Origin of the sequence: Aequitasia blattaphilus (assembly GCF_024721305.1) — a bacterium.
GTDB classification, from domain to species: domain Bacteria; phylum Bacillota; class Clostridia; order Lachnospirales; family Lachnospiraceae; genus Aequitasia; species Aequitasia blattaphila.
Window position 1 is genome coordinate 38,730 of record NZ_JAMXOD010000003.1, and the last position, 18,712, is coordinate 57,441.

The following is an 18,712-nucleotide window of genomic DNA, read 5'->3' on the forward strand; positions in this document are numbered from 1 at the left end:
TTCCCTATTATACTGAGAACGGAGGCTAAAAACAAGACTTAGATTTTCTCATGGAAGGTTCGGCTGATCACTTCTCTTTGCTGTTCCTTCGTCAAACGGTTAAAGTTTACTGCATATCCAGATACTCGAATTGTTAAATTCGGATACTTTTCAGGGTGATCATAGGCATCCAATAAGACCTCTTTGTTCAATACATTCACATTCAAATGATGTGCCATCATAGCAAAATACCCATCTAAAATCGCTGTCAGCTTTTTCAAACGCTCTTCCTCTGTTTTACCCAGGCTTTCCGGAACCACACTGAAGGTGTTGGATATTCCATCTTTACAATATTCATAATCCAACTTTGCAACAGAGTTTAAAGAAGCCAGGGCACCATTTTTATCTCTTCCATGCATCGGATTTGCTCCTGGCGCAAAAGGTTCGCCTGCCCCTCTTCCATCTGGAGTTGCTCCTGTCTTTTTACCGTAAACAACATTGGATGTAATCGTTAAAATAGAAAGGGTCGCCACTGCATCTCTATACAGTTTGTTTTTCTTTAATTCTTTATAGAAAAGTTCAACTTGCTCTTGAGCAATCTGATCTGCCCTGTCATCATCATTCCCATATGCCGGATAATTCTGTTCATTTACAAATTCTTTAATTAATCCCGTCTCTTCATCCCGAATGCATTTGACTTTTCCATATTTTATTGCAGATAAAGAATCGGCAAGTACACTGAGTCCTGCAATTCCGAAGGCCATAAGCCTTCTTACTTTCGTATCATGAAGAGCCATTTGCGTTTTCTCATAAGCGTATTTATCATGCATATAGTGTATAATGTTCATTGTATTAACATAGGTCTTCGCCAACCATGGACGATAGATTTCCAGTCTCTCGACTACCTTTTCATAGTCCAGGTATTCTTCGCTGTATACCTCCATTTTAGGACCCACTTCCAAATTCAGCTTCTCATCCACTCCACCGTTTAATGCCACTAGAAGCATTTTAGCAAGGTTTGCTCTTGCCCCAAAAAATTGCATGTCTTTTCCAATCTTCATTGCAGAGACACAGCAGGCAATTCCATAATCATCTCCGTAATCTTTTCTCATTAAATCATCATTTTCATATTGTATCGAGTCTGTATCACAAGAAACCTTTGCACAGTAATGCTTGAAGTTTTCTGGCAAATCCTTTGACCATAATACGGTAAGGTTTGGTTCTGCTGCCGGATTGAGGTTATACAAAGTATGTAAAATACGATAGGAGGTCTTGGTTACCATATGGCGGCCATCCTCTGTCATTCCTGCGATTGCTTCCGTAATCCACATAGGATCTCCAGCAAAAAGCTCATTGTAATCTGGCGTGCGAAGCATTCTGGCCATACGTAACTTTAATACAAAATCATCCATTAACTCCTGAGCGCCTTCTTCTGTCAAGGTTCCATTTTTTAAATCTCTCTCCAAATAAATATCTAAAAAGGTTGTTGTCCTTCCCAGACTCATGGCTGCACCATTCTGCTCCTTAATCGCTCCCAAATATCCAAAGTAAAGCCATTGAATCGCTTCTTTTCCATTGTTTGCCGGCTTACTAATGTCAATTCCATAAATCAAAGCCATATCTTTTAGCTTTTCTAAAAAGCTTATTTGCTGGAAAAGCTCTTCTTGCTGGCGAATACTATCCACATCCATTACATCCTGTGACAACACCGCCTTGTCTTTTCTTTTATTTTCGATTAAGTAGTCCACTCCATACAGAGCGATTCTTCGATAATCACCAATAATACGTCCTCTTCCATATGCATCCGGCAATCCGGTTATGAGTCCTGCTTTTCTCGCCTTTCGCGTTTCTTCATTGTAAACACGGAACACACCATCATTATGAGTTGTACGATACTTGAATTCGTTTTCCACCTCTTCAGAAAGCTCGTATCCATAAGCTTTACAAGCATCCCGGGTCATGCGAATTCCTCCAAATGGATGAATTGCTCTCTTTAAAGGAGCATCTGTTTGAAGCCCTACAATCAACTCTTTATCTTTGTCTAAGTATCCTGCCTGATAGTTTAGAAGAGAGGATGCTGTCGTTGTATCGATATCCAGCACACCACCTTTTTCCTGCTCCTGTCTTTGAAGCTCTTCATACTTTGCCAAAAGCTCTTTTGTTCTCTTTGTTGCCCCTTGTAAAAAACTATGATCCCCATCATATGGAGAATAGTTCTCCAAAATAAAGTTTCTTACATCAATTTCTTTTTCCCAATTTCCTGATTTAAATCCTTCCCAACACTTCATCATATTTACCTCCTGAAAATGTGACATCACCAGCTGCTCCTCTGTTAAAGAAACAAAAAAAGCAGCATCAAACGTGTGATGCTGCCCAGACGGTCGGCTAAACTTATTGCTCTTTATTCCCTCGTGGTTATTCCCACTAATTCCGTCAGTAATAAAGAACCTTTCCTACTAAGGAAACTATACCATCATTTTTCTCAATAATCAAGCTCTTTCTACTTAAAAAAATACAGGTAAATAATAAAGGCTGCCACGAGCACAATCAAGATTCCAAGTATAACCAAAGGTATGATTGATCCGCTCTTTTCTTCTTCATATCCGGCATCTACCATCTCTTTATAACCCTTTTTAACTTTGCGCTCTCTTTTTTCCCTCACTTCCGCTTCCGGAATATTCGAGTACTTTTTCGGTGCTACCTTATATTTCTTTCTACAAGTTAAACACAATAAATACTCCGGATTTTTTTCGCTTCTTTTTAATTCGTTTCCACAAGTTGGACACTTCATTTTCTCAAACTCCTTCTTTATAGTTTTCCTTCAAAACCTAAATCATCCAGTGCTTCTAAGGCTTTTTTCACTTCTTGATCATCCCCGTCCACACTTACCGTTTTACTTTCCAAATCCACGGAAAATTTTAGGTTTTCTTCCTGAAACAATTTTTCAATTCGACTAACGCATTTCATACAATGCATGTCTTCTACTTTTATAACAGTCATTTTTATTCCTCCTATTTCATCAATTTTTGCAACGTATCACAAAGTTCGTCTACCACTTCATCATTACCTTCTTTGATATCTCGTACCACACAGGTATGAATATGATTGGATAGCAATGTCTTATTAAAAGAATTTAGTGCAGCAGATATTGCCGAGACCTGAGTAAGTATGTCTACACAATAGCGTTCTTCTTCCACCATCCGTTTAATACCTCTAATCTGTCCCTCAATCCGGTTCAATCGATTCATTAAATCTTTATACTCTTTTGTATCACGCTGTTTTTCTTTCGTCATTTTCTTCCCCCTTTAATGCCCGGTGTCGTAACATCAATGCATTTCCCACTACCGTCACAGAGCTTAGGCTCATCGCCAATCCTGCAAACATCGGACTGAGCAGTGTGCCGTTGATTGCATAAAGCGCTCCGGCTGCCAGAGGGATTCCCAAGGTATTATAAAAAAATGCCCAGAACAAATTCTGCTTAATATTGCGAATCGTTGCCTTACTCAAGAGTATTCCCTTGTAAACATCGTTCAATGATGATTTTACCACAACCATATCCGCTGAGTCTATGGCAATATCACTTCCGCTTCCAATTGCCACTCCCACATCTGCTCCCGAAAGAGCAGGAGCATCATTAATCCCATCCCCTACCATCATAACAAGTCCTTCTTTTTTCTGCAACATTTCCACAACATTCACTTTTTCATCCGGCAGAACTTCCGCAATCACCTCATCAACATCTACCTGTTTTGCAATTGCATTGGCCGTCTTTTTGTTATCACCTGTCACCATATAGACTTTAATTCCAAGGTTCTTCATTTTCCGAATTGCTTTTTTACTATCTGGTTTTACCGGATCTGCTATCGAAACCAATCCAATCACTTTGTCTTTTGTTGCTGCATACATTGGTGTCTGTCCTAATTCTGCTGCCCTGTCTCCGTCCTGAGCATACTCATTGATTTCAACTCCAAGCTCATCCATCAATTTTTTATTCCCCACATAATACGGAACACCTTCCAGCTTTCCTTTAATTCCCATACCTGTGAGACTTTGAAAATCCTGAACTTTTCCCAATTCCACATTATTTTCCTTGGCTTTCTTGACAATTGCTTCCCCTAATGGATGCTCCGAATTTTGCTCCAGAGAAGCTAAAATACCAAGAAGCTGCCTTTCCTCAATATCCTTGGACAAAACCCCTATCACCTCAGGCTGTCCTTTTGTAATGGTTCCTGTTTTATCAAGAATAATCGATTGAACGTGATGAGCCGTTTCCAATGCCTCCCCACTCTTAATCAAAATACCATGATTGGCTCCTACCCCTGTGCCCACCATGATAGCAGTTGGTGTTGCCAACCCCAGCGCACAAGGACACGCAATCACAAGAACCGAAACAAATATGGTCAAACAAAAGGCTAAATCATGCCCCAACAACGCCCAGGTGCCTGCGGCTATCACCGCAATTATCATTACCCCTGGAACAAAATATCCTGCCACTTTATCTGCAAGCTTTGATATAGGCGCCTTTTTTCCTTGGGCATCTTCCATCATCCTTACAATTTGAGATAATGTAGTTTCTTCCCCCACTCGGTTTACTTTCACCAATATACTGCCTTTGTGATTTACACTTCCGCCAATTACCTGGTCTTCTTGCTCCTTTTCTACAGGAATACTCTCTCCTGTCAGCATTGCTTCATCTACCGTTGTAGTTCCTTCTACAATAATACCGTCCACCGGAATACGTTCGCCTGGTTTCACTAAAACAGTATCTCCTACCTGAATCTGAGCAATTGAAATTTCCGTATATACACCGTCCTTTACTACAGTTGCTGTGTCCGGTGTTAGTTGAATTAGTTTTTTAATTGCATCACCCGTTTTGCTTTTACTTCGTTGTTCTAAAAACTTACCTACCATTACAAGTGTTACCACAACTGCTGCCGATTCATAATAAAGATGGTGAACTTTCGAAGAATCTAATGGGATTCCGATTGTCATAACCAAGCTGTATAGGAATGCACTACCGGTTCCTACCGCAACCAGAGAATCCATATTGGGGTGTCCTTTAAAAAGACTTTTTATACCAACACTATAAAACTTGCTGCCATTTATCAAAATCACCAACGTAAGAATAAGCTGTGTCAATGCAAAGTTCAATGGATTATGATGCATATCAATAATTTGGGGAAGAGGCAAGGGAAATGGTACCATATGCCCCATCGAAACGTACAGTAAAGGAATCGCTAAAATAATATTTACGAAAACCTTCCTTTGGGTTTTCTTCACCTCCAGAGCTAAATTCTCTTCTGCTTTATCTCTTTCCTCTTTGCTCTTTCTGATGTATGGTGTAGCAACAAAGCCTGCACGATCCACCTTCGCAACCACATCCTCATCCTTTACCTTATTTTCATCTAAGGTTATCGTCAAAAGATTTGTTGTGAGGTTTACACTGCTCTTTGTAACACCCTCCATTTTCGCCGTCACCCGCTCTACTGCGCTGGAACAAGCCGCACAAGTCATTCCTTTTATTTCATATTGTTTTGTAATCATACACTTCGCCTCCTTCACATACCCCCGATGGGTATATCGTCATATTATACCCCCACGGGGTGTTTGTCAATAGTTGACACTCTTTTTTTATCCCACTATAATAATTGAAACACACAACAGGAGGATACTCATATGATTTTCAAAAAGATTGTTGCAATTGAGCCAACAAAGCTTTTGCCTGAATGGAACGAAAAACTAAGAGTCTATGGAGAAGAATGTGTTTTTTATGACGACATCCCTTCTCATGATAAAGAAATTATCTCTCGAATCGGTGATGCGGACTGCGTTCTGCTCAGCTACACCAGTGGGATAAATTCAAATGTAATGAAGTCTTGTCCCAATATCAAATACATTGGTATGTGCTGTAGCCTCTATGCCCCGGAAAATGCAAATGTGGATATTCTTTGGGCACAAGCACACTCTATCACTGTAACAGGAGTTCGGGATTATGGAGATGACGGCGTTCGGGAATACGTAGTAAGCGAATTGGTACGTCTGTTACATAACAGGCCTGAGGCTTTGGAGCTTACAGATTTAAACATCGGAATCTTAGGACTTGGAACTCTTGGCACTTTAATCGCGAAAACATTGCGTTTCTTCGGGGCAAACATTTACTATTACAGCCGTACAAGAAAAGAGGATGTGGAACAGGATTTATCCATTCATTACCTTCCTTTGGCTAATATACTGCCTCAGGTAGACATTTTAATTACATGCCTAAATAAAAACGTTGTACTCTTAGGGGAAGACGAGTTTCGTCTTTTTGGAAATGATAAAATACTAATGAACGTATCGATTTCTCCCTCTCATGAAATACCAGCTCTTAAGAACTGGCTTTCCTATAGCGGAAATCTTGCTCTCAGTGATACCCCTGCGGGTATCGGAGAAGAAATCTCTGATTTAAAAAATGTGATTTGCGGAAACAGAAGTGCCGGTTTGACTTCTCTTGCAAAAGTAAGGTTGGCACAAAAGGTTATTCGGAACATTGAATCCTACTTAAGTTAGGACAAGCGAAAAGGACACTGTACAGTGTCCTTTTAATCTTTTTATACTAAAGGATATTTTTCCGTAATCGTTTTTACAATTCCTCTTACTTTCTCAGCATTATCCTCGCTCTGTATCATCAGATAAATACATTCCGCAATTTGCTCCATATCCTCTTCTTTAAGTCCTCTCGTTGTAACAGAAGGCGTTCCCAATCTGATGCCACTGGTTACAAATGGAGATCTTGGTTCATTTGGTATTGTATTTTTATTACAGGTAATGTGAGCAATATCCAATCTCTTTTCAAGTTCTTTACCTGTAATTTCTTCTTGTCCTAAATCCACTAGCATTAAGTGATTATCGGTACCACCAGAAACAATCTTGACTCCTCGTTTCATCAACTCACTTGCCAGCCTTTGGGCATTTTTCAATACTTGCTCCTGGTACTCTTTAAACCCAGGCTCTAACGCTTCTTTTAAAGCAACTGCTTTTGCTGCAATCACATGTTCAAGAGGTCCGCCCTGAATTCCAGGGAATACCGCTTTGTTAAAGTTGAATTTATCTGCCGCTTCCTGATTGCAAAGAATCATTCCGCCTCTTGGTCCTCTAAGGGTTTTGTGAGTGGTCGTTGTCACGACATCTGCGTAAGGTATTGGATCCATATGAAGACCTGCTGCTACTAAACCAGCAATATGTGCCATATCTACCATCAGATACGCTCCTGATTCATCCGCAATTTCTCTAAACTTCTTAAAGTCAAGAGCTCTTGCATAGGCACTTGCACCTGCTATGATAAGCTTAGGGCGTTCCTTTATTGCCAACTCTCTCAGCGCTTCATAATCAATATATCCTTCTTCATTCACCCCATAAGGAATAATATTATAGTATTTTCCCGAAATATTTACCGGAGATCCATGGGTTAAATGGCCTCCATCATTTAAGTTCATGCCTAAAACCTTATCTCCCGGTTCCAGCATGGCAAAAAATACTGCTGTATTTGCCTGCGCTCCCGAATGAGGCTGCACATTTACATAATCACAACCGAAAAGCTTTTTTCCTCTCTCGATTGCCAGGTTCTCAATTACATCCACCCACTCACAGCCGCCATAATAGCGCTTACCGGGATATCCCTCGGCATATTTGTTGGTAAGTGGTGTTCCAAGGGCAGCTAGCACTGCATCTGATACCCAGTTTTCAGATGCGATAAGTTCAAGGTGACTATTTTGTCTTTCAACCTCTTTCATTGTTGCATCTGCAACTTCTGGGTCACATTTTTTTAATTCTTCAAATTCGTACATTGTTTCCTCCTAGGTAATTTGTAATATTTCCCCAGGCTCATTATATCATTATTTTCTGTTAGATGAAAGTGTGACTTCTACTTCTTGCTCGCTGTATTGTCCATCCTTATCTGCTACCTGAATCTTCAGGGTAACCGTTTCACCTGCACGATAGTACTGAAGCTGCTCTTGGAGAACCTCCATGCTGCTAATGGAGGTACCATTCAAGCCTGTAATAATACTTCCCTTTTTGATTCCTGCTTTATCAACTCCACCGCCAGATTGAACTTCTGAAATAAAAACACCTTTTGGCATATTATAAAGCTCTGCATTTTCCTGTGAAATATCTACAATCGATACACCTAGGTAGCCTCGCTCTGACTCTGCAACCTTTTCCTTTGTTTCCTGATTCATTAGATTTGCTATTTCTTCACTTGCATCAGAAATCGGAATTGCATATCCCATACCCTCTACTGTAACGTCACTTGCTTTCACCGTATTAATCCCTACTACTTCACCATTTGCATTTAAAAGTGCGCCCCCACTATTACCAGGGTTAATTGCTGCATCGGTCTGAATTAACTCACTTTCAAAACCATCTAACTCCAGTGTACGTCCCATTGCAGATACAATACCTGTCGTTACGGATTGTCCATATCCCAGGGCGTTTCCAATGGCTATAGCGGGTTCTCCTACCTTTAACTTGGTAGAATCCCCTATCGTTGCAACTTTTATTGCATCCATTGTTTCTTCTTTTACATCTGATTTTTTAACTGCAATAACTGCCAAATCTTTTTCTGCATTTGTTCCCTTAATTTGAGCATCTACGCTTTCTTCATCTACAAAAGATACAGTCAGTGTATCACTGCCTTCCACCACATGATTATTCGTTACAATTAGCAATTCCGTATCATTCTGTTGAATGATGATACCAGATCCTGCACTTTCACTTTCACTCTCTCGGATTCCCCCGAAGAAATCTCTTACTTGCTGTACACTCATATTCGTAATTGACACTACCGATGGCATTGCATTTTCAGCAATTGCAGAAATATCTGAACTTACTGTACTGCCTGAGCTCGTTGTTAACGTAGTACTCTCTGCGGTTTTCGTTGTGGCTGCATCTGCTGAACTATTCCCCGAGGATTGGTATCCTGCAACTTTTGAAATCAAAATGCTAGTTCCCTGAAATGTGATGCCTCCCACCATTCCAAAAATTACTCCAAAGATAATCGCTTTTACCCATCCTGGAGTTGGATGTTTCGGTCTTTCTGGCTTTCTATTTTGATGAATCGGACTTTCCTGATTTGAATTATTGTCCGGCATTTCGTAATAATAATTGTTATCCATAAAAAAACTCCTTTCTTTCTCGTTCATATCCACAGTTTACCAACTACTTGTGTTAAAACTGTGAAAGAAACTTGAAAAAAAGAAGTTTATTCGTTTCTATTCAACGGTTACAGACTTTGCTAAATTCCTTGGTTTGTCCACATCCGCTCCCTTTCCAACTGCGATATAATAACCGAAAAGCTGCAAAGGAATAATTGCTAATGAGTTCATAAGATATTTATTTGTCTTTGGAATGTAAAGAACGTAGTCCGCTGCCTTTTCAACCTCTAAGTTACCTTCCACACTAACGGCCATTACAAAGGCTCCCCTCGTTCTTACTTCTTCCATGTTGCTGATCATCTTCTTATATAAGTCTTTCTGGGTTGAGACAGAAACAACCAATGTACCTTCTTCTATCAATGAAATGGTACCGTGCTTCAACTCGCCAGCTGCATAAGCCTCGGAATGAATATAGGATATTTCCTTGAGCTTTAAAGAGCCCTCCATCGAAATTCCATAATCAATTCCTCTTCCTATGAAGAAAACTTGATCTGCTGCTAAATAGCGATTTGCAAATTTTTGGATATTCTTTTTATTTTCCAGAAGCCTTTCAATTTGCACAGGCAGTCTTTGAATATCATCTAAAATTTCCTTCTGCTCGTCTCCAGTAATCTGTCCTCTGACACCGGCAAACTTTGTTGCCAGTAAGTACAGTGCAATCAATTGCGCTGAATAAGCTTTTGTAGTTGCTACTGCAATTTCCGGTCCAGCCCAGGTATGCATAACACTGTCTGCTTCTCTGGCAATGGAGCTACCCACTACGTTGACAATTCCCAGTACCTTTGCTCCCCTCTTTTGTGCTTCTCGAAGAGCTGCTAAGGTATCTGCTGTTTCACCAGACTGACTGATTACGATTACCAGTGTATCCTCTTCTAAGATTGGATTTCGATAACGGAATTCTGATGCCACATCTACTTCCACCGGAATTCTTGCCATACCCTCAAATACATATTTCGCTGTAACTCCAGTGTGGTAAGCCGACCCACAAGCTACTATCGTGATTTTACGAATCTTCTTAATATCTTCTTCAGACATATTCAACTCTTCGATTACGATTTCACCATTTTTAATGCGAGGCGAAAATGTATCAGACACTGCTTTCGGCTGCTCATACATTTCCTTTAACATGAAATGTTCATAACCGCCTTTTTCCGCTGCATTTACATCCCATTCAATTTTTTTAGATTCTTTTTGAATCTCTTCACCATCCACATTATAAAAAGAGATACTATCTTTCGTAAGCTTTACGATTTCTTCATTCTCAATAAAATAAACATCTCTTGTATACTTTAATACTGCTGGTACGTCTGAGGCTATAATGCTTCCTTCCTGAGTGTGTCCTGTAATTAATGGACTGTCTTTTCGCACAGCATAAAATTCATCTGGATATTCTTTAAAAATAATACCAAGGGCATAAGAGCCTTCCATTCGGTGCATAACCTTTGTAATTGCTTCCAATGGATTTCCTTTATAGTAATAGTCCAAAAGATGTGCAATTACTTCTGTATCCGTATCTGAAATAAAATGATATCCTTTCTTTTCCAGATTTCCTTTTAACTTCGAATAATTTTCAATAATTCCGTTATGAACAACTGCAATTGTTTGTTCTGCATTTTCATGAGGATGAGCGTTTATGTCCGAGGGGGCACCGTGAGTTGCCCATCTTGTATGACCGATTCCTAAAGTTCCCGGAAGAAGGCTTCCTTCATGTGTTAGTTCACTTAGAACCTTTAGTCTTCCCACAGACTTCACTGTTTTAATGTTTTCTCCATCATATACAGCAATTCCTGCCGAATCATATCCTCTATACTCAAGTTTTTCAAGTCCATCTAAAAGAATTGGTGCAACCTGTTTACTGCCTATATAACCTACAATACCACACATATACGTCTCCCTGCTTTTAATCTAAGTCTATAAAGTCTGTGTCTAAGAAATCTTTTTTATGCTCATTCTTTTTTGGCACCTCAAGCATTTCATCTAAATCCTCAATAATATCACTGTCAAATTCCTCTGTCATGCCAAAATCGTCATCGAAATCGTCATCGAAATCATCGTCAAAGTCGTCGTCAAGATCATCCTCTAATTCATCATCAAAATCATCACCGAAGTCTTCATCCAGATCCTCATCTAACTCCTCATCCAATCGAATAAAATCTGTATCTGAACCTAACTCTTCAAATAACTCCATGCTTTCATTTGACTTCTTTCGTGGTGCCTCTTTCTTTCGAATTACTTCTTCTTCCTCATCTGAGTCAATTCCGTATTCATCATACAAATCATCCAGTTCAAGATTTCTATGTCTTAGCTTAACTCCTAGAACAATCAAGAAAATCAAGAAGAATAAAACAAGGGCTGCTAAAGCAATTCCTACAACAAGGAAATACCGATCAACAAAGTCTTTTATTTTACCAACTATTCCGGTTGGTTCTTGCTTCTTTTCTACCTCAGCCTTATCTTCTTTTAATAGCATTCTTTGATAAGTTTCTTCAATTGAGTCATAGCTATATGTCCCTTTATTCCCGTCACTGCTTAGGGCATAAACCGCATAATAATCAGACTCCTCTGTGTTTTGCCAAGCTGGATAATCATGTCCGGCATAAGTCAAAGTTGTCTCCTTATAATAACTTGGAACACTAATCTTGGAAGCATCATCCAATAAAACAATGTAGAAATCATTTGTTACATATATTTGCTCAAAAGGACTGATTCCACCATTGTCAGCGTTATACAAAAAGAATTTTTTGTCACCTTCCGGTGAAGCTAAGTAAATAAGATTTTGTCCGCTTTGCTCCTGTACAACTGCTTTAATCTGATTTCCTTCAAATTGGATTGTTGTTTCTTTAAATCCATCTGGAATATCAATCTCTGCAAAATCCTGTGCGATTGAGTACATAACTCCGTCTACTTCAAGAGTTCCAGCCGCTGTGGTTGTAACCGCCTCCCCAGTATTGGAGGTTTCTGTCGATGGCTCTACCGACGTTTCACCATTTGCTCCCGGTTCAATCGTAATGGTAGAGTTCCCTAACTCAACATTTAAATCTCCAGAATCTGTAGTTGCAGTAAATCCGCTTACTTCAACTTTAGCAGTCCCCACCTGAAGAGCGCGAAAAGTCAAACTATAAGTAATCTTATCCGCTGGCCCTGCTCCGGATATTTCAACACTTCCATTACTTCCTTGTGCATTTGTTCCACTCACGAACTCAATCATTGCCGGGTCATATGCCAAAGTACCTTTCCCTTCATTTATATTACTGTCGGCCACCAGGGTAACCTGAATTGTGATCTGCTCTCCTACTTTCGCTGTGGGATCATCAAAATAAAGTGCGTTTTCTGCATTTGCTTGAATATTCACACATAATACACTGATAAAGAAGATTGCAGCACTTAAAAATCCTTTGCATAGTTTTCTCATCTTACTTCCTCTTTTCTTTATAGTTTTATACTTACTCTGTCTGTAACGGCTCTTCCGGAACAGGCTCTGGTGTTGTTTGCTCTGGCACAGTTTCCTCTTGAACTGGAGTATCAGTTACCGGCGCTTGCATTGATTCGTTTCCTTGCTCATAATAGTTATCTGTCGGAGTTGTATCTGTATATGGAACGTAGAAATCCTCATCTTCATCTGTATAAGCGCTCTCTGTAGATTGCCCTGATGCTCTGGCTGCAACTGAAGCACTCACACTTTTCAAAGTATCCGAAGGCAAATAACCATTGTCTCCAAATAAAAAAGAATGGACTTCTTTTACATTACTCTCCAAAGTAACTGGTACGACCACGCTCCCTACCTGACTGAGCATAGCAAATTCATTCGTACTGGGAAATCCCATGCTTTCTCCCATCTTAAAATGTAGAATATCTTTTGCATAGGTTAGAATATCTGCTAAAGTGAAATTTGTAGAAACCTGTGGAAATACTTTATCGATTATTTTATTCAAGGTTCCAATATTTGCTCTTCTGGTTTTTTCCGCAATCAACTCCAAAACTAATCTTTGCCGTTCTGCCCGTTTAAAATCTCCACCCTCTGTGTAACGTATCCGTGCATAAGAAACTGCCTGTACACCACATAAGTTATAAGTTCCAGCCTCTGGCGGAAGGGCGGTATAGCTTACTCCCGTTACTTCCGAAGTCTCAACACTGTAATTATTCAAATGCCCAATCTCTTCAAGCGTCAGTTCAATTTCAACTCCACCTAAGGCATCAATAATGTCTACTAATGCATTGAAGTTTACTGCTACATATTTGTCTATATTTAAATCCATATTTTTATTGATAAGAGCAATTCCGTCTTCTGGTCCTCCAAAAGCATAAGCAGAGTTTGCTTTATTCAAACTTCCATCCTTTAATTCCAGAAGAGTATCTCGAAAGACCGATACCAGTCTCACCTCTCCCGTTTCCTGATTTAAGCTTGCAATCATAATGGTATCGCTTAGGTTTCCCTCTCCCAGAGTTCCATCTCTTGAGTCCAGTCCGAATAGAGCTACATTGAGATAACCCTTCTCATGAACTACATCCTTTGAAATATCCAGCTCTTTTGCACTCACTTCTTGTTTTTCTATCTTTTGATATTTATTTGCTGCATAAACAATACCAGAGGATAAAAGCAATACTATCAAGCAACTGAATATTGTAATCAGCTTCTTTCGAAAGGACCAAGTTTTAAATCCTTTGTTTTTTCTTCTACCTCTTTGATACCGTCTTCGGTTGTTGCTGTTACGCGCCATCATTAAACCCTTTCACTCGCATATTTTATTCATACATCTTATACTAAATATGGGATTATTTCAAGATACTTATACAATATCTCTACTCTTTCACCCAGTATTTGGGATTCAAAGACATCTTTTGAATCCACACTTTAGGTAAATGTTGGTAACTCTTTCCGAAACGATATCCCAAATATTTACCCCCGCTTAACAGAAATAAGTTTGGTATCAGCATGAGCTTCTTTTCTTTCACCAAATACTTTGCCGTCTCTTTTACTAGCTTAAGTCCTTCCGATTCAGACCTTACATGACCAAAAACTTCCGGAAACATTCCATGAGTTGCACCAATATCAAAATTGCGCTTAAAACTCTCTGTCAAAGATAAATTATGGGAATGATTTACACCTGCCTCAGCTGCATAGACCACCTTATATCCTGCAGTAATTGCTTTGGCAGCGAATAAGGTGTCCTCTGAAAACAATGCCTTTTCTTCAAACCCTCCAAGCTTCATGAAAGTATTGCGGTTATAGGCAGCACACACATTGGAACTGAAATACGCCTTAATTCCCAGTTTATCCACATCTCTTTCATCCTTTACCAATGAAGTCTCTGGATAATTAAATTGCCTGGTAAACACTTCAATAGGATTTGCATCCTCATTTGGAAATTGTCTGCCATAGGCTACCGCCACAGAGGAGTCCTCTAATGATGCGATAAGATTTTCAATCAAATATTCATCTCTGGGAACAGCATCTTGAGTCATATAAACTAAATAATCTGCTTCCGAAAGGCTTGCTCCTAAATTTCTTGTACCTCCATGGTCAAAATCCTCTTTTTGAATCGTATGTATTTCCATATTCTTCTTTTTATTTTCCCACAGAGGCTTCTGTCCAACTTCCAATGTTTGTATCAAGATGATTCTATGAATTGGTTTTGTCTGCTTCTGCAACCCTGTTAAAAGCTGCTTCAGCTTTCTTCCCGGCTTATAAACCGGTATTATTACATCAACCGTATAATCACTCATATTGTGGTTCCTCATACACAGGCTCTTGATATCCCGGTTCTTCGTACCCTTGATCCGTGTAAGCGGAATCTGTATCCGCCGGCTCCGCCACAGCCGGATCCTCATACGCCTTATCAATACCTGTCATATATATAATTTCATTACTGATTTGCACCAACGTTTCTGAAGGCTCATATTCTTTACCTGCAAAAAGCGTGGCATGCAATTCTTCTACATTTGCCTGTAAGTTAACAGGAACAACATAAGATCCTGAATACCCAGAAATGTAATCAGGCGTTTGGTTTTCAAAGGGAAATCCCGTTGTACTTCCCATATCATACTCAATTAAATACTCCGCCATTTGAAGCATTTGCTTCATATCCAGGCTGGTGGTAACTTCTGGTAATACTTTATCTATAATTTTATTCAGCTTAAGAATTCCTGCCTTTTTCAGACCTTGCATGATTTTTTCAAGAACAATTCTCTGTCTCTCTGCTCTTTTAAAATCGCCTCCATCTGTGTAGCGTATTCGTGCATAGGACACGGCCTGCACTCCTGAGAGGTTATAATTTCCTGCCTCTGCTGGTAAGGGTGTGTAACTAAGACCTGTTACCTCCGAGGTTTCAACACTATAGTTATTTAAGTGTCCAATTTCTTCCAAGGTTAACTCAATCTCAATCCCTCCCAATAAATCAACTACGTCTGCTAAAGCTTTAAAATTCACACTTGCATAGTCTTCAATATCTAAATCCAGATTCTTGTTCAGCATATCTACTGCTTCTTGCGCTCCGCCATAGGCATATGCTGAATTTGCCTTATCATATGTTCCATCCTTTTGCTGAAGAAAGGTATCTCGAAAAACAGAAATCAAATTGATTTTCTTATTTTTGTTATCAATACTAGCAACAATAATCGTGTCGCTTCGCACCCCATCCGTTTCACCAATTCTTGCGTCCAAACCAAAGAGTGCAACATTCGTGTAATCATCCAAATTCAAATTTTTATTTGTTACGTTGGTCTGAATGTCCTGAACATTGATTTTGTCCATCTTCATCATTCCATAAGCAACCACACTCAGAACACTTAGAATAAGCACCTCAACCACAAGAAATATCGCTCTTTTTTTCCTTTTGTGTCGTACTTTTTTTTCCTTAACTCTTTTCATTTCCTTCTCCTATAACAAAAGAAAAACGAGTAGACCGATACATATGTCTGCCTCGTATTCAACTGATTATTAACAATTGTTACAATATTGTTACAACTATCTAAACTATAATACAATATTTTTCCATGTACTGCAAGGTTGAAGACCTCTATTTCGAAAGGAACTTCCGAAAAATATTAACCCAAAGTTCCATTTGAATCAGAATATAATTTTTGATGTTTTCTTTCCTGACCTTTGTTTTCCGTACTTTATAAGAATATTTAAAACCACTGATTAATCCTTTAAAATACTCTTTTCCAAATCCTTTTTTCACAAAAAATACATACTTTATCCCAAATCCAATCAGCAAAAAGGGAAGGTTCAAAATTATTTGCAAAGTTGGCATATTCTTATATATCAAATAGATATTATTCCTTGAGGAATAACCAATCTTAAAAAGGTTATATCTGGATCCACTTGAGCCGCTTCCAATGTGATAAACCCTTGCTTTAGGCTCAACCTTGTTTTTATAACCCGCTATTCTGCCTCGATATCCAACATCAATATCTTCCAAATATGCAAAAAAGCTCTCATCAAAAAGACCAATCTTTTTAAAAACCTCTCTTCGGTAGATGGCTGCTCCTGCACAAGCTGCAAATGTATTGATTTCCGTCCTATAGTTTTCTACATCTTTGTCTCTGCCTCTCGCATAAGCCCACCCCATTGCATTGTAAAAAGTACCGGCACTATCTACCTTATTTCGATTGTTATATTGAATCATCAAAGCTTCTACTGAAAACACCTTGTCATTTTTCTTAATAGAAGAAAGAAGCTCTTCCACAAACCCATATTCAATTTCAGTGTCATTGTTTAACAGAAGAACGTAAGGGGTTTTTGCCCTTTTAATCCCTTCATTTACAGCTCTGGAAAAGCCGTAATTCTTATCCAATAGTATGTATTCATAATGAGGATATTCTCTTCTTGCCTCTTGAATGCTTCCATCCTCCGAGGCATTGTCTACAATAATCACGTCTACGTCCAGAGTGTTTTTCTCTTGAATCGAAGACAAGCAATGATTTAGAAATTTGATTCCGTTGTAATTCGGAATTACGATTGTTACTTCCTTCATTTACGCCTCCTTTGGATTATAATAGTAATATGGATCCCTTTTCTTCATTCTTTCCTTATGGATTTTTGATAGTTTTTCTTTGGAAGTCTCCGAAAAATCTGGCAAGCCTTTTTTTCTTTGAATCATCACATCTGAGTTATACACAATGCGATAGCCTTGTTCTCGTATCCGAAAAGCCAAATCCACGCTTCTCTCCTCTTCAGAAAGACCCTTTAGAAATCCACCAGTCAAATCAAATGCTTGCTTTTTGATTAACGCTCCCTTTAAAGAAACGGCTGATACCTCCGAAAACAAGTCACCTCGGTGCATATATCCAGTTAGTATTCTTGGCATTCCCTGAAAAATATACTTCACATCACCTTCTCCAGCAAAAATACCGGCATGTTGATAGCGCCCTTTTCTGTCAACCAATTTCACTCCAACCATTCCTACATCCCTGCGCATCCCAGAAGCCACCAGCTTATCCAGCCACTTGGAATCTTTGATTACCATTCCCTCTTCCAGAAAAACCATAAATTCACAGTCCTTATCCCGTACCTCTTTACGCGAACAAAAGGTCACATTATCATAATCTGTATGAGACTTAAAATAAGAAAAATCTCCCTTTACCAGTGCAAGTACTTTTGGGTTTCCTTTCTTTTCATAGTCAATATGGTAGAATCCCGGATTATTTGTCTTAGACACCTTCCCGGCATCTCCCCAGCGAGTAAGATGATCTGAGATTGCCTTTACACCACTATCATACGCATATGTTTTACTATAGGGATTATCTGCAGTAGAGTTCTCATGCACTCGCCAATGATACAGCACTTTGTCAATGTGTTTGATTTTATTTGTGTTCTCAATGCAGCGAAACAGAAAATCATGATCCTGAGCACCATCATAATCACTATGAAATCCGCCCACTTTCAAAGCAAGCTCTCTTCGCACTACTAAAAAATGGGTGATGTAATTGTTGGAACGTAGTAAATCCAAGTTGAATTCCGGTTTAAAGTTTGGAAGAAAGTGCTCTTCATCCATTTCTTTTATTTTATCTTCATCAGAATAAATCATATCCAGAGAAGGGTCTTCGTTCAATAATTTCACGTATTCAAATAATGCATTCGGTGCCAAAACATCATCATGATCCAAAAGCCCTATGAATTCTCCTTGTGCCATAGAAAGCGCATGGTTTGTATTTTCTGATATTCCTTTGTTTTCTTCCAGCTCCACAACACGTATGCGATGATCCGTAAACTTCTCAATGATGCTCTTATTTTCTTTGTTCCCAGGATTACCGTTCGCAATGCATAATTCCCAGTTTTCATAGGATTGATTTTCCACAGATTTAAGCATTTCCTCTAAATATTTATTAGGTGCGTCATACACTGGTACTAAAATGCTAATCAACGGAACAAGGGAAAGAGACGCTTCTCTTTGACTTTGAAGCGTTTCTTCCCCTGCTTTTTGTTTCTCGTAAAAACTCGAATAATCGAATCCTCTTTGATATACTTTATCCAGCCCCTTGATTAAAAGAGGTTTTATTCCATACTTTTTTAAATATTGAACTGCTTTTTTCAAAAC

General features: G+C 39.1%; 15 protein-coding genes and 1 riboswitch. Of the genes, 1 reads left to right on the forward strand and 14 read right to left on the reverse strand.

Going from position 1 to position 18,712, the window contains the following annotated elements; genetic code table 11:
* Positions 1–38 precede the first annotated feature (38 nt).
* From pflB to NHH15_RS02855, 5 genes are all read right to left on the reverse strand, one after another.
* Complete coding sequence (gene pflB / locus NHH15_RS02835; RefSeq protein ID WP_262065132.1) at positions 39–2,270, reverse strand: formate C-acetyltransferase; 2,232 nt, start codon at positions 2,268–2,270, stop codon at positions 39–41.
* Between the two features lie 73 nt (positions 2,271–2,343).
* A riboswitch (ZMP/ZTP riboswitch) is annotated at positions 2,344–2,430 on the reverse strand.
* Positions 2,431–2,479: 49 nt separating this feature from the next.
* The gene (locus NHH15_RS02840) at positions 2,480–2,770 is read right to left on the reverse strand and encodes a hypothetical protein (protein ID WP_262065133.1); all 291 of its coding nucleotides are present in this window, start codon (positions 2,768–2,770) and stop codon (positions 2,480–2,482) included.
* A gap of 17 nt (positions 2,771–2,787) precedes the next feature.
* Positions 2,788–2,979: a heavy-metal-associated domain-containing protein gene (locus NHH15_RS02845; protein ID WP_262065134.1), complete on the reverse strand. Its 192-nt coding sequence runs from the start codon at positions 2,977–2,979 to the stop codon at positions 2,788–2,790.
* Positions 2,980–2,990: 11 nt separating this feature from the next.
* Positions 2,991–3,272, reverse strand: a complete 282-nt coding sequence (locus NHH15_RS02850; protein ID WP_262065135.1) for a metal-sensing transcriptional repressor — start codon at positions 3,270–3,272, stop codon at positions 2,991–2,993.
* A complete protein-coding gene (locus NHH15_RS02855; protein ID WP_262065136.1) occupies positions 3,250–5,523 on the reverse strand; it encodes a heavy metal translocating P-type ATPase in 2,274 nt (757 codons plus the stop codon). Before NHH15_RS02855 ends, NHH15_RS02850 begins: the two co-directional genes overlap by 23 nt.
* Positions 5,524–5,658: 135 nt before the next feature.
* Between NHH15_RS02855 and NHH15_RS02860 the strand changes: the two genes are divergently transcribed.
* The gene (locus NHH15_RS02860; RefSeq protein ID WP_262065288.1) at positions 5,659–6,528 is read left to right on the forward strand and encodes an NAD(P)-dependent oxidoreductase; all 870 of its coding nucleotides are present in this window, start codon (positions 5,659–5,661) and stop codon (positions 6,526–6,528) included.
* Positions 6,529–6,569: 41 nt separating this feature from the next.
* On the opposite strand, the gene NHH15_RS02865 is transcribed toward NHH15_RS02860, so the two are convergent.
* The 9 genes from NHH15_RS02865 to NHH15_RS02905 form a co-directional block, all read right to left on the reverse strand.
* Entirely contained in the window at positions 6,570–7,805 is a 1,236-nt protein-coding gene (locus NHH15_RS02865; protein ID WP_262065137.1) for a serine hydroxymethyltransferase, read from the reverse strand.
* A gap of 48 nt (positions 7,806–7,853) precedes the next feature.
* On the reverse strand, positions 7,854–9,134 hold the full coding sequence (locus tag NHH15_RS02870; RefSeq protein ID WP_262065138.1) for a S1C family serine protease: 1,281 nt from the start codon (positions 9,132–9,134) through the stop codon (positions 7,854–7,856).
* A 96-nt stretch (positions 9,135–9,230) separates the two neighbouring features.
* Positions 9,231–11,057, reverse strand: a complete 1,827-nt coding sequence (glmS, locus tag NHH15_RS02875; RefSeq protein ID WP_262065139.1) for a glutamine--fructose-6-phosphate transaminase (isomerizing) — start codon at positions 11,055–11,057, stop codon at positions 9,231–9,233.
* Between the two features lie 16 nt (positions 11,058–11,073).
* On the reverse strand, positions 11,074–12,585 hold the full coding sequence (locus NHH15_RS02880) for a cohesin domain-containing protein (RefSeq protein ID WP_262065140.1): 1,512 nt from the start codon (positions 12,583–12,585) through the stop codon (positions 11,074–11,076).
* A gap of 31 nt (positions 12,586–12,616) precedes the next feature.
* The gene (locus NHH15_RS02885; protein ID WP_262065141.1) at positions 12,617–13,894 is read right to left on the reverse strand and encodes an LCP family protein; all 1,278 of its coding nucleotides are present in this window, start codon (positions 13,892–13,894) and stop codon (positions 12,617–12,619) included.
* 79 nt (positions 13,895–13,973) lie between these two features.
* Positions 13,974–14,897 carry a glycosyltransferase family 2 protein gene (locus tag NHH15_RS02890; RefSeq protein WP_262065142.1) on the reverse strand — a complete coding sequence of 308 codons (924 nt, stop codon included), beginning with the start codon at positions 14,895–14,897 and terminating at the stop codon, positions 13,974–13,976.
* Positions 14,890–16,041, reverse strand: coding sequence for an LCP family protein (locus NHH15_RS02895; protein WP_262065143.1), 1,152 nt, complete (start codon positions 16,039–16,041; stop codon positions 14,890–14,892). The genes NHH15_RS02890 and NHH15_RS02895 overlap by 8 nt, the downstream gene beginning before the upstream one ends.
* A 148-nt stretch (positions 16,042–16,189) precedes the next feature.
* Positions 16,190–17,149 carry a glycosyltransferase family 2 protein gene (locus NHH15_RS02900; RefSeq protein ID WP_262065144.1) on the reverse strand — a complete coding sequence of 320 codons (960 nt, stop codon included), beginning with the start codon at positions 17,147–17,149 and terminating at the stop codon, positions 16,190–16,192.
* Complete coding sequence (locus NHH15_RS02905; protein ID WP_262065145.1) at positions 17,150–18,709, reverse strand: glycosyltransferase family 2 protein; 1,560 nt, start codon at positions 18,707–18,709, stop codon at positions 17,150–17,152.
* Positions 18,710–18,712: the final 3 nt, after the last annotated feature.

Coding starts and splice junctions, on each gene's coding strand:
- pflB (WP_262065132.1), bottom strand. CDS start 2,270: ATGATGAAGTGTTGGGAAGGATTTAAATCAGGAAATTGGGAAAAAGAA.
- NHH15_RS02840 (WP_262065133.1), bottom strand. CDS start 2,770: ATGAAGTGTCCAACTTGTGGAAACGAATTAAAAAGAAGCGAAAAAAAT.
- NHH15_RS02845 (WP_262065134.1), bottom strand. CDS start 2,979: ATGACTGTTATAAAAGTAGAAGACATGCATTGTATGAAATGCGTTAGT.
- NHH15_RS02850 (WP_262065135.1), bottom strand. CDS start 3,272: ATGACGAAAGAAAAACAGCGTGATACAAAAGAGTATAAAGATTTAATG.
- NHH15_RS02855 (WP_262065136.1), bottom strand. CDS start 5,523: ATGATTACAAAACAATATGAAATAAAAGGAATGACTTGTGCGGCTTGT.
- NHH15_RS02865 (WP_262065137.1), bottom strand. CDS start 7,805: ATGTACGAATTTGAAGAATTAAAAAAATGTGACCCAGAAGTTGCAGAT.
- NHH15_RS02870 (WP_262065138.1), bottom strand. CDS start 9,134: ATGGATAACAATTATTATTACGAAATGCCGGACAATAATTCAAATCAG.
- glmS (WP_262065139.1), bottom strand. CDS start 11,057: ATGTGTGGTATTGTAGGTTATATAGGCAGTAAACAGGTTGCACCAATT.
- NHH15_RS02880 (WP_262065140.1), bottom strand. CDS start 12,585: ATGAGAAAACTATGCAAAGGATTTTTAAGTGCTGCAATCTTCTTTATC.
- NHH15_RS02885 (WP_262065141.1), bottom strand. CDS start 13,894: ATGATGGCGCGTAACAGCAACAACCGAAGACGGTATCAAAGAGGTAGA.
- NHH15_RS02890 (WP_262065142.1), bottom strand. CDS start 14,897: ATGAGTGATTATACGGTTGATGTAATAATACCGGTTTATAAGCCGGGA.
- NHH15_RS02895 (WP_262065143.1), bottom strand. CDS start 16,041: ATGAAAAGAGTTAAGGAAAAAAAAGTACGACACAAAAGGAAAAAAAGA.
- NHH15_RS02900 (WP_262065144.1), bottom strand. CDS start 17,149: ATGAAGGAAGTAACAATCGTAATTCCGAATTACAACGGAATCAAATTT.